General features: G+C 68.7%; 7 protein-coding genes. 5 read left to right on the top strand and 2 right to left on the bottom strand.

What is annotated here, in order from left to right; genetic code table 11:
* Nucleotides 1–4: 4 nt before the first annotated feature.
* Together AC4OR5_RS28790 and AC4OR5_RS28785 are read right to left on the bottom strand one after the other, a co-directional pair.
* Nucleotides 5–2032: a ribonucleoside triphosphate reductase gene (locus AC4OR5_RS28790; protein ID WP_003111559.1), complete on the bottom strand. Its 2028-nt coding sequence runs from the start codon at nt 2030–2032 to the stop codon at nt 5–7.
* 157 nt (nt 2033–2189) lie between these two features.
* On the bottom strand, nt 2190–2999 hold the full coding sequence (locus AC4OR5_RS28785; RefSeq protein ID WP_015503071.1) for a class I SAM-dependent methyltransferase: 810 nt from the start codon (nt 2997–2999) through the stop codon (nt 2190–2192).
* Between the two features lie 167 nt (nt 3000–3166).
* Between AC4OR5_RS28785 and AC4OR5_RS28780 the strand changes: the two genes are divergently transcribed.
* The 5 genes from AC4OR5_RS28780 (at nt 3167) to AC4OR5_RS28760 (ending at nt 12123) form a co-directional block, all read left to right on the top strand.
* Nucleotides 3167–5128 (top strand): TonB-dependent receptor domain-containing protein, encoded by a 1962-nt coding sequence (locus AC4OR5_RS28780; RefSeq protein ID WP_058160129.1) that lies wholly within the window; start codon nt 3167–3169, stop codon nt 5126–5128.
* Nucleotides 5128–8973, top strand: coding sequence for a cobaltochelatase subunit CobN (gene cobN / locus AC4OR5_RS28775; protein WP_058160128.1), 3846 nt, complete (start codon nt 5128–5130; stop codon nt 8971–8973). Before AC4OR5_RS28780 ends, cobN begins: the two co-directional genes overlap by 1 nt.
* Nucleotides 8970–9446, top strand: coding sequence for a MotA/TolQ/ExbB proton channel family protein (locus AC4OR5_RS28770; protein ID WP_015503068.1), 477 nt, complete (start codon nt 8970–8972; stop codon nt 9444–9446). Before cobN ends, AC4OR5_RS28770 begins: the two co-directional genes overlap by 4 nt.
* Entirely contained in the window at nt 9446–9772 is a 327-nt protein-coding gene (locus AC4OR5_RS28765) for a DUF2149 domain-containing protein (protein ID WP_003088238.1), read from the top strand. The genes AC4OR5_RS28770 and AC4OR5_RS28765 overlap by 1 nt, the downstream gene beginning before the upstream one ends.
* 80 nt (nt 9773–9852) lie before the next feature.
* Entirely contained in the window at nt 9853–12123 is a 2271-nt protein-coding gene (locus tag AC4OR5_RS28760; RefSeq protein WP_058160133.1) for an OsmC domain/YcaO domain-containing protein, read from the top strand.
* Nucleotides 12124–12244: the final 121 nt, after the last annotated feature.

The following is a 12244-nucleotide window of genomic DNA, read 5'->3' as shown; positions in this document are numbered from 1 at the left end:
CGACTCAACCGCCGCAGCCGCCGCAACAGCTCTTGGGCGTGGAGCGTTGCAGCAGCTCCTCGTCGCACTTCGGGCAGAACTCGTGCTCGCCGGCCAGGTAGCCGTGCCGCGGGCAGATCGAGAAGGTGGGGGTGACGGTCAGGTACGGCAGGCGGAAGCGACCGAGGGCGGTGCGCACCAGGGTCTTGCAGGCTTCGGCGGAGGAAATCCGCTCGGCCATGTAGAGATGCAGCACGGTGCCGCCGGTGTACTTGCATTGCAGGGCGTCCTGCAGCTCCAGCGCCTCGAACGGGTCGTCGGTGAAGCCCACCGGCAGTTGCGAGGAGTTGGTGTAGTAGGGCGCCTCCGGCGTGCCGGCCTGGAGGATGCGCGGATAGCGCTTGCGGTCCTCGCGGGCGAAGCGATAGGTGGTGCCCTCGGCGGGCGTGGCTTCCAGGTTGTAGAGGTGCCCGCTGTCCTCCTGGAAACCCACCAGCCGCGCGCGCACGTGATCGAGCAGGGCCAGGGCCATCTCGCGCCCGGCTTCGCTGTGCAGTCCCTCGCGGTCGTCGCTGAAGTTGCGCACCATCTCGTGCAGGCCGTTCACGCCGATGGTGGAGAAATGGTTGCGCAGGGTACCCAGGTAGCGTCGGGTGTAGGGATAGAGGCCGGCATCCATGTGCTGCTGGATCACCTTGCGCTTCAGCTCCAGGCTGGCGAAGGCGAGTTCGAGCAGGTGGTCGAGCTGGCGGTAGAGGCCGGCGGCGTCGCCACGGTGGCGATAGCCCAGGCGCGCGCAGTTGATCGTCACCACGCCCAGCGAGCCGGTCTGCTCCGCCGAGCCGAACAGGCCGTTGCCGCGTTTGAGCAGTTCGCGCACGTCCAGTTGCAGGCGGCAGCACATCGAGCGCACCTGGTTGGGCTGCATGTCCGAGTTGAGGAAGTTCTGGAAGTAGGGCAGGCCGTAGCGCGCGGTCATCTCGAACAGGCGCGTGGCGTTGTCGCTGTCCCAGGGGAAGTCGTGGGTGATGTTGTAGGTCGGGATCGGGAAGGTGAACACCCGGCCATGGGCGTCGCCGGCCTGCATCACCTCGATGTAGGCGCGGTTGATCAGGTCCATCTCGGCCTGCAGCTCGCCGTAGGCGAAGGGCATCTCCTCGCCGCCGATGCGCGGCACCTGGTCGCGCAGGTCGTCCGGGCAGACCCAGTCGAAGGTCAGGTTGGTGAAGGGCGTCTGGGTGCCCCAGCGCGACGGCACGTTGAGGTTGTAGATGAACTCCTGGAGGGCCTGGCGCACGCTGGCGTAGTCGAGGCGGTCCTTGCGCACGTAGGGCGCCAGGTAGGTATCGAAGGAACTGAAGGCCTGGGCCCCGGCCCATTCGTTCTGCAGGGTGCCGAGGAAGTTGACCATCTGCCCCAGGGCGCTGCCCAGGTGCTTCGGCGGACCGGCCTCGACCCGCCCCGGCACGCCGTTCAGGCCTTCGTTCAGCAAGGTGCGCAGCGACCAGCCGGCGCAATAGCCGGCGAGCATGTCGAGGTCGTGGATATGCAGGTCGGCGTCGCGGTGGGCGGCGGCGATGTCGGCATCGTAGACCTCGTCCAGCCAGTAGTTCGCGGTGACCTTGCCGGATACGTTGAGGATCAGCCCGCCGAGGGAATAGCCCTGGTTGGCGTTGGCTCGCACCCGCCAATCCTCGCGGGAAAGGTATTCGTTCATCGACGCGGCGACGTCTACCAGGGTCTTGCGCTCGCGGCGCAGCCGGCCATGGCGTTCGCGGTAGACCACGTAGGCGCGCGCCGTGGGGTAGTGGCCGGCTTCCATCAGCACCCGTTCGACCAGGTCCTGGACCCGTTCGATATCCAGGCAGGCGCGCTCCGGCAGGCGTTCCACCACGCGTTCGGCGAGCGCCTGCGCCTGCTGCGGGTCGAACTCGCCGGTGGCCTGGCCGGCGGCGGCGATGGCGCGTTCGATCTTGCCGGGATCGAAGGGGACTTCACGTCCGTTGCGCTTGAGCAGGGTGGCCGGCCAGGTAGCCTTCCGGGGCTGGGTCATTTCAATTTCTCCACAACATGATGTGTTTTGATTTTGCAAAACAACAAGATGTTGTGGATTCTGGCGAGCGACGCCGAGCCGGCGTTGATCTGCGTCAACGTCCGGCGGATTGCCCGGGTTCCATTGGAGGTATTCCCCGCGCCCGGGTGACGGCGTATCAGGCCTGGGCGAGGCGGGCGAAGACCACGTAGTTGTCCAACTGCTGCCAGACCGTGGCGGCCTCGGCGAAACCCGCCTGGCGCAGGGCGGCGAGATGGAAATCGAGCGAGCAGTCTTCGTCTTCGCTGGCGCGCCTGAGCGGGCGCCGCGCGAAATGGGCGTCGCGCTGCGCCTTCAGCGGGGCCAGCCGGGGGATCTGCGCGGCGCGTTGCCACCAGTCTTCCCAACTGTCCGCGCCGCTGGCCACGGAAGCCTGGAGGACCCGCTCGCGGTGCTTCCGGGACAATTCCGCGAGTCCCGGCCAGCGTCGGTCGTAGCGCATGTGGTCGGCGTTCAGCAGCACGCCGCCGGGGGCGAGCAGTTCGCCGGCCTGGGCGTAGAACCCGGCGAGTTCGGCGGGCGACAGCCAGTGCAACGCGGTGGAAGAGAGCAGCGCCGCGGGCCGTTCGCCGGCGAGGGACTCGCGCGCTTCGGCGACCCGTTCGGTCCAGCCTGGATCGGTGAGGTCGCACTCCACCACGCGGACCCGCTCGGCGAAACCGGCCAGCGCCGTACGCGCGATCTCCAGCAGCATGACGTCGGCGTCCAGCGCCACCACCCGCGCCGCCGGGAAGCGTTCGAGCAGGCGCCGGCCGAGGGAGCCCGGGCCGCAGGCGGCGTCGATGGCGGTGAAGCGCCCGTCGTGGCCGAAGAGGTCTTCGAGCAACTGGAACATCGCCTCGTAGCGCTCCTCGCGCTGGCGGATGTAGCCCTCCTGCTGGCGGTCCCAGCGTTCGAGGAGCGCCATGATCTGATCGGTTGCGGTCATCTATCCTCCTGGGGGGCATGCCCGGTTGAGAGTGGGGTCCTGTGCTTCGAGGGATACGGCGAGCGAGACGTTCCCTCTCCTCGATGAAGAAGAAACGGCGGGCATTCTTCATTCGAAGAAATGTTATGTTATAACTTATAAATATTCATAATTCATACCTGCCGACCATGACCCCTCATTCCTCCCCGCACCGTCTTCCTCCGCTGCGGCTGGCCCGCGCCGTGCCGTTCCTCTACCTGCTTCCCTGCCTGGCGCTGGCCGCGCCGGTCGACCTGGAGCCGACGGTGGTCAGCGCCACCACCACCGAGCGCAAGCTGCGCGACGCCCCGGCCAGCGTTTCGCTGATCGCCGCCGAGGACCTGCGGCGGCGCCCGGTGCGCGACCTGCAGGAAGCCCTGCGCGGTTCGGAAAGCCTGCAGTTCAACGGCGTCGGCATGTCCCGGCGGGGCATCAGCGTTCGCGGCATGTCCAGCGAGCACACCCTGGTGCTGGTGGACGGCCAGCGGATCTCCACCTCGTCCGGGGCCATCGCCCATTCCGACTTCGACCTCGGCTGGGTGCCGGTGGAGAGCATCGAGCGCATCGAGGTGGTACGCGGACCGATGTCCTCGCTCTACGGTTCGGAAGCCCTCGGCGGAGTGGTGAACGTGATCACCCGGCGCGCCACCGATACCTGGACGGGCAGCGGCCTGCTCGATGGCGGCGTGCGCGAGGACGGCCTCGGCGGGCAGAGCCACCAGCTCGGCGCCTATCTCGCCGGGCCGCTGGTCCCCGGCAAGCTGGGCCTCGCCCTGAACGGCGAGAGCCGCCGCCAGCAGGAAACCCCGGACGCCGACGAGCGCCGGCTCTCCGAGCTGGAAGGCGGCAACGCCGACAGCGGCGGGCTGAACCTCAGTTGGACCCCGGACGACGCCCAGCGCATCGACCTCGGCCACCAGCGCGGGCGCGAACGACGCTGGCGCAACAGCGAGACCGGGGGGCCGCGCTCGCGCTACTACGAGTCGCGCGACGTGATCGAACGCGAGCGCTGGTCGCTCGCCCACAATGGCCAGTGGGACTGGGGCAGCAGCCAGCTGCGCACCTACCGCAACCGCCTGGAGCGGCACAACGCGCGTTCCGACGGACAACCGCCGAGCAACCCGCAGCGTCTCACCGACAGCGTGGTCGACGGCCACCTCAGCGTGCCGGCCTTCGAGCGGCATCTCTTCACCCTCGGCGGCGAATGGCGCAAGGAAGAACTGGAGGATCGCTCGGTGAATACCGCCGGCGACGCCAGCGCGCGACACAAGGCGTTGTTCCTGCAGGACGAGATCGCCTTCGGCCCGGACTGGTCGCTGACCCTCGGCAGCCGCTTCGACAAGCACGAGGCGTTCGGCTGGGAAAGCAGTCCGCGCTTGTACCTGCTGCACCACCTTTCCGATGCGCTGACCCTGCGCGCCGGCGTCGGCCGCGGCTACAAGGCGCCGAGCCTGAAGCAGCTATCGCCGGAGTATGCGGCGGTCGGCGGCGGCGGGCGCTTCACCATCTACGGCAATCCCGACCTGAAGCCGGAGACCAATACGTCCTACGAACTGGGCGCCGACTACCAGGGCGACGGCTGGTCGCTGAAGGGCACGGTGTTCGAGAACGATGTCCGCGACCTGATCCAGACCGTCTGCGTAGCGCGCTGCGGGGTGCGCGGCGCCGAGGTGCGCAACTACGAGAACGTCGACAGGGCACGGATCCGCGGCCTCGAGCTGGGCGGCGGCGTGGACCTGCCGGCGGACCTGCGCTGGGAACTCAACTACACCTACCTCGACGCGCGCAACCGCACCGCCGGCCAGCGCCTCGGCGACCGCTCCCGGCACCTCGCCAACAGCCAATTGCGCTGGAGCCCCAATGCGCGCTTCAGCGCCCAGTTGCGCACCGAATACGTCGGCAGCCAGGTGGCCTACAGCAGCAACGTCGGCTACGCATTGCCGGCCTACAGCCTGTGGCACCTGGAGCTGAGCCAGAAACTCAGCGAGAACCTGACGCTGCGCGGCGGCATCGAGAACCTTGGCGACCAGCGCCTGGCCGACGACGACACGCACTTCACCTATGCCGAACCTGGGCGGACCTTCCATCTCGGTCTGGTGGCGAGCTTCTGATGCGCCGTTCGCTACTCTTCTGCGGCGCGCTGCTGGCCAGTCTCTGTGCCTGGGCGGAGCCGGCCCAGGTGCGTCTGCTCAGCAGCGATTTCGTCCTCCCGGGCAAGCACCAGCGCCTAGCCGGTTGGGCGCGCGAGGCCGGTGTCGAGTTGCGCGGCCTGCGCCTCGGTATCGGCGAGGCGCCGCCCGGCGACTGGCTGGACGGCGGCGACCTGCTGATCCTCGACACACCGCGGCCGACCGATCGCGCCCAGGTCGAGCAGGCGCTGGGCGAGCGCTTGCAAGGCGGGACGCAACCCTGGATCCGCGTCGGCGGCGGCCCGCCGGGCTTCGGCAACCTGCCGGCGGCGCTGGGCGGGCGCCTGGTCGGCTACTACGCGAACGGCGGCGAAGCCAACCTGCGCCGGCTGTTCGAGGCGGTCCGACGCTGGCATGCCGGCCTGCCCGTCGACGCGTTGCCGGCGCCGCAGTCCCTGGCGCAGGCCGGCTTCTATCATCCCGACGCACCGGCGCCGTTCGCCGGCCTCGCCGACTACCTGGCCTGGGGCGCCTCGCGCTGGGCCAGCGACGCCCCGCGCATCGCCTTCCTGATCCCGCGCGGCGCCATCGCCGACGCCCAGACCGGCGCCATCGACGAACTGTTGCGGCGTAGCGAGCGGCACGGCCAGGCGCCGCTGGCGGTGTGGTTCGACGACAGCGATCCGGAAGCGTTGAGGAAGTCCTTCGCTGGCGCCGATGTCCAGGCGCTGGTCAACCTGCAGCACCTGCAGAACGGCCCGGCGCGCCGTGCCGAGTTCCTCGCGCTGGACGTGCCGGTATTGCAGACCCTCGGCTACCGCGACGGCAACGAGGCCGACTGGCTGGCCGCCGCCAGCGGGGTGGCGCCGCGTACCGCGGCGGCCTTCCTCGGCATGCCGGAAACCTGGGGAATGAGCGATCCGCTGGTGATCAGCGCCCTGGAGAACGGCGAGCCGAAGCTGATGGCCGGGCAGGCCGAGGCCCTGCTGGACAAGCTCGACCGGCTGCTGCGCCTGCGTCGCCTGCCGGCGGCGGACAAGCACCTGGCGCTGATGTTCTGGAACCACCCGGAGGGCGAGAAGAACGTCGCCGCCTCGCATCTCAACGTACCGGCCAGCCTGGCCCGTCTCGGCGAGGCGCTGCGGGCGGCCGGCTACCGGGTTGCGACGAGCGACGAAAGCGCGCTGATCGATACCGCCCAGCGCCTGCTCGGCGGCTACTACCGGCCGCAGACCCTGGACGCGCTGTATCGCGACGGCCTCGCCGCGAGCCTGCCGCTGGACGCCTACCTGCACTGGTTCGAGGCGCTGCCGGCGGACCTGCGCGAGCAGCTGCGCGCGCGCTGGGGCGACCCGCGTCGACATTGGGCCCTGCGCGATATCGACGGCCAGCGACGCTTCGTGTTCCCGGCGGCGCGCCTGGGTAATCTGCTGCTGTTGCCGCAGCCGCCGCGCGCCGGCCGTCCGGGCGAGGCCTACCACGACAGCGCGGTGCCGCCGGACCATCTCTACCTGGCGGTCTACCAGTTCGTCCGCGAGGGTTTCGGCGCCGACGCGCTGATCCATTTCGGCACCCATGGCACCCAGGAATGGCTACCCGGCAAGGACCGCGGGCTGGCGGTGGGCGACTACCCGCTGCGGGCGCTCGGCGACCTGCCGGTGTTCTACCCGTACATCCAGGACAACGTTGGCGAGGCGATCCAGGCGCGCCGGCGCGGGCGCGCGGTCACCGTCAGCCACCAGACGCCGTCGTTCGCCCCGGCCGGGCTGTACGACGAACTGCGCGACCTGCACCAACTGATCCACGAATACCAGCAACTGGACGAGGGCGCGGTGCGCGAACGCAGCGCCGAGCAGATCCGCGCGGCGGTGCGGGCGGCGCACATGAACGACGACCTGGGCTGGAGCGAGGCAGCGATGCGCGAGGATTTCCCGGCGTTCCTCGGTGTGCTCCACGACCACCTGCACCGACTGGCCGGCTCGGCAATGCCGCTGGGGCTGCACACCTTCGGTGTCGCCGCGTCGCCGGAGCTGCGCCTGGGCACCGTCATGCAGCAGCTCGGCGAGCCCTACTACCGCGCGCTCGGTCTCGACCCCGACGAACTGTTCGCCGCCGATTTCAGGGCGCTGCGGGAAGGTCGTGCCTACCGCACGCTGCAACGCTACCTGCGCGACGGCGGCGAGATCGCCAAGGTGGCCGATCCGCTCCTGCGCGAGCAGTTGCTGCGCGCCCGCGAACTGGACCGCCAGCTCGCCGACACCGGCGAACTGGAGGCGCTGCTCGCCGGCCTCGCCGGGCGCTTCGTCGCGCCCGGGCCGGGCGGTGATCCGATCCGCAATCCGCAGGTACCCAGCGGGCGCAACCTGTTCGCCTTCGAGGCCGACAAGGTACCGACCCGCGCCGCCTACGAAGCCGGCGCCGAGGCCTTCGGCCAACTGCTGGAAAGCTACCGCGCCGAGCACCAGGGCAGGGCGCCGGAAAAGCTCGCCTTCAGCCTCTGGTCGTCGGAAACCATGCGCCACCTGGGCATCGTCGAAAGCCAGGCGCTGCACGCCCTCGGCCTGCGCCCGCGCTGGGACGCCGGTGGCCGCCTGCTGGCGCTGGACATCGTGCCGGCGGCGGAACTGGGGCGTCCACGGGTGGACGTGGTGCTACAGGTGACCAGTGTCTACCGCGACCAGTTCGACGGCTTCATGCGCCTGCTCGCCGAGGCCATCGAGCGCCTCGCCGCGCTGGACGAGCCGGGCAACCCGCTGGCGCGCAACAGCCAGGCGCTGGAGCGGCGCCTGCGCGAACGCGGCGTCGAAGCGCCACTGGCGCAGCGCCTGTCGCGCCTGCGGCTGTTCGGCAATGCGCCGGGCGACTACGGCACCGGGGTCACGCAACTGACCCTCGACTCCACCCGCTGGGACGACGACTCGGCGCTCGCCGAGCAGTTCCTCGGGCGCTTGCAATACGCCTATGGCAGTCGCGACTGGGGCGTGAAGCTGGATGGCGGCAACCTGTTCGCCGAACAGTTGAAGGGCGTACAGGCGGCGATCCTCTCGCGCTCCTCGACGCTCAACGGCGTGCTCTCCACCGGTCACCCGTTCGAGTACCTCGGCGGCCTGTCGCTGGCGGTACGCCACCTCGACGGCGCCAGCCCGGCGCTGTACATCGCCGACCTGCGCCAGCGCCAGCCGCGCACTACGGCCGCCGCGCAGTTCCTCGCCAGCGAGCTGCGCGGGCGCTACCTCAGCCCGCAGTGGATCGCCGCGATGCAGCGCGAGGGCTACGCCGGCAGCCTGGAAATGCTCGACCTGGCCAACAACCTGTGGGGCTGGCAGGCGGCGGATCGCAGCATGGTCCGCGCCGACCAGTGGCAGGCGTTGCACGACACCTTCGTCATGGACCGCCGCGAGCTGGGTCTCACCGAGTGGTTCGAAACGCACAATCCGACCGCCCAGGCACAGATCATCGCGCGCATGGCCGAGGCCATCCGCAAGGGCTACTGGGACGCCAGCGAGCAGACCCGCCGCGAACTGGCCGAGCGCTGGCGGCAACTGGCGGCCGCCGGCGCCGGCGAGGTCGGCGCGGCGACCACCCGTGAATTCATCGAACGGATGGCCGGCGGTTTCGGCGAGGCCGCGGCGCAGGCTGAGGGCGCGGCCGCGTCCGGTGCCGGCGAAACGGTCAGCGGCCGCGTCCTCGAAGAAGTCGCGCCGCCGCCGTCCGGCGAGCCGCAGCCGTGGCTCCGGCTGGCCGCCGCGGTGCTGCTCGCGCTGTTCGCCGCCGGCGCCGTCCGGCAATCCGTAGTCAATCGTCGTCCGATGGAAAATCGCTCATGAATGGTCTGGAAACCAGCCTCTACGAACTCACCCGCCTGTTCCTGCTGCCGGTGCTGCTGTTGATCCTCGCCGCGCTGGCCTACGCCTTCGTCGCCCTCGGCGGCTTCGCCATGGAAGCCTGGCAGCGCCGTCGCGGGCGCTACCGCTCGCGCCTGGCGGCCTGGCAGGCGCAGCATGGCGGCAACAGCGACGACCTCGAACTGTGGATCATGCAGCGCCTGGAATGGCTGCGGGTCACCTCGCGCAGCGCGCCGATGCTCGGCCTGGTGGCGACCATGATCCCCATGGGGCCGGCGCTGCTGGCGCTGACCCGCAACGACGCCCAGGGGATCGGCGAGAACCTGGTGGTGGCGTTTTCCGCGGTGATCCTGGCCCTGGTCGCCGCCAGCATCACCTTCTTCATCCTCACCGTGCGTCGCCGCTGGCTGCTCCAGGAACTGCGCGCCGTCGAACGCGCGCGGGAGGCCGGCTGATGCGTTTCCTCGAACACGACGAAGCGGACGATCCGATCCTCTCGATGGTCAACCTGATCGACCTGTTCCTGGTGGTGATCGGCATCCTCCTGATCGTCATCGTGCAGAACCCGCTCAACCCGTTCAGCCAGGACAAGGTGGTGGTGGTCGAGAATCCCGGCGAGGCGGACATGCGCATGCTGGTCAAGGACGGCAAGGAGCTGAAGCGCTACCAGGCCAGCGGCGAGATCGGCGAAGGGCAGGGCAGCCGCGCCGGGGTGACCTACCGCTTGGCCGACGGACGGATGATCTACGTGCCGGAGAGCGGCGGGGAGGCCGGCAAGTAGCGACGCGTACGGCGGAGAGCTGGGACTTTTGCCCGGAGTTCCCGGATAATGGCCGGTTTCCGTTTCTCTTGGTGCTCGCCGTGGAAGTAAAGGTCAATTTTCTCGATAACCTTCGACTGGAAGCCAGGTTCGATGATTTCACGGTGATCGCCGACCAGCCGATCCGCTACAAGGGCGACGGCTCCGCGCCGGGGCCGTTCGACTACTTCCTGGCGTCGTCGGCGCTGTGTGCCGCCTACTTCGTCAAGCTGTACTGCCAGACGCGCAACATCCCCACCGACAACATACGCCTGTCGCAGAACAACATCGTCGACCCGGAGAACCGCTACCGGCAGATCTTCAAGATCCAGGTGGAACTGCCGGCCGACATCTCGGAGAAGGACCGCCAGGGCATCCTCCGCTCCATCGACCGCTGCACGGTGAAGAAGGTGGTGCAGACCGGGCCCGAGTTCGTCATCGAGGAGGTCGACAACCTCGATGCCGACGCCCAGGCGCTGCTGATGCCCGGCACCGATGCCGCCGGCTGCACGCGCATCCCGGGCAAGGACCTGCCGCTGGAGCAGACCATCGCCAACCTGTCGGCCATCCTCGCCGGCCTCGGCATGAAGATCGAGATCGCCTCCTGGCGCAACATCGTGCCCAACGTCTGGTCGCTGCACATCCGCGATGCGCAGTCGCCGATGTGCTTCACCAACGGCAAGGGCGCGAGCAAGGAAAGCGCGCTGGCCTCGGCGCTGGGCGAATTCATCGAGCGGCTGAACTGCAACTTCTTCTACAACGACCAGTACTGGGGAGAAGAGATCGCCAATGCGGCGTTCGTCCATTACCCGGACGAACGCTGGTTCAAGCCCGGCCGCGACGATGCGCTGCCGCTGGGACTGCTCGACAGCCATTGCCTGGCGATCTACGACCCCGACGGCGAGCTGCGCGGCTCGCACCTGTACGACACCAACTCGGGCAACGTGCAGCGCGGTATCTGCGCCTTGCCCTTCGTGCGCCAGTCCGACGGCCAGGTGGTGTATTTCCCCTCCAACCTGATCGAGAACCTCTACCTCAGCAACGGCATGAGCGCCGGCAATACCCTGGCCGAGGCGCAGGTGCAGTGCCTGTCGGAGATCTTCGAGCGCGCGGTCAAGCGGCGAATCCTCGAAGGCGAGCTGGCGCTGCCGGACGTGCCGCCGGAGGTGCTGGCCAAGTACCCGGGCATCCTCGCCGGGATCCGCGGCCTGGAAGAGCAGGGCTTCCCGGTCCTGGTCAAGGACGCCTCGCTGGGCGGCGAATTCCCGGTGATGTGCGTGACCCTGATGAATCCGCGCACCGGCGGCGTGTTCGCTTCCTTCGGCGCCCACCCGAGCTTCGAGGTGGCCCTGGAGCGCAGCCTGACCGAACTGCTCCAGGGGCGCAGCTTCGAAGGCCTGAACGACCTGCCCCAGCCGACCTTCGAAAGCCATGCGCTGACCGAGCCGAACAACTTCGTCGAGCATTTCATCGATTCCAGCGGCGTGGTGTCCTGGCGCTTCTTCAGCGCCAAGGCCGATTTCCCGTTCGTCGAGTGGGACTTCACCCGGCAGGGCGAGGCTGCCAACGCCGAGGAAGCCGCGACCCTGTTCGGCATCCTCGAAGCCATGGGCAAGCAGGTCTACATGGCGGTGTACGAGCACCTCGGCGCTACGGCCTGCCGGATCCTGGTGCCGGGCTACTCGGAAATCTATCCGGTGGAAGACCTGATCTGGGACAACACCAACAAGGCCCTGGCGTTCCGCGAGGACATCCTCAACCTGCACCGCCTCGACGATGCTGCGCTCGGGGCGTTGCTGGAGCGCCTGGAAGACTGCGAGGTGGACGACTACACCGACATCACCACGCTGATCGGCGTCGAGTTCGACGACAACACGGTCTGGGGCCAACTGACCATCCTCGAGCTGAAAGTGCTCATCGGCCTCGCCCTGAAGCGCTTCGAAGACGCCAAGGAAGGCGTGGAGGCGTTCCTCCAGTACAACGACAACAGCGTCGAGCGCGGCCTGTTCTACCAGGCGCTGAACGTGGTGCTGGAGGTCGTCCTCGACGACGAGCTGGAGATCGCCGACTACGAGGCCAATTTCCGCCGCATGTTCGGCGACGCGCGGATGGACGCCGCGCTGGGCTCGGTGGACGGCAGCGTGCGCTTCTTCGGCCTGACCCCGACCAGCATGAAGCTGGAAGGGCTCGACCGGCACCTGCGGCTGATCGACAGCTACAAGAAGCTGCACGCGGCGCGAGCCAGGATGCAGCCCGTGGTGGGCGGCGAGGCCGGCGCTGCCGCGGCTGGCGGTCTCAAGCCTCGGCGCATGGCGATCCGCAAGCGCAAGTGAGGAGGGCGCCGAGGTCAGGGCGCGAGGATGATCATGAGGGAAACTTGATTTCATCACGAAGAAATTGAGTTTGTCTCATGGCATGAGTCTCCCGAGAATCCCTCCATCGACCTTTCGACTG

The sequence above is a fragment of the Pseudomonas sp. YA1 genome (assembly GCF_058680555.1).
The sequence above is the reverse complement of the archived record's forward strand: the minus strand, read 5'-3'. Positions and strand labels throughout refer to the sequence as shown.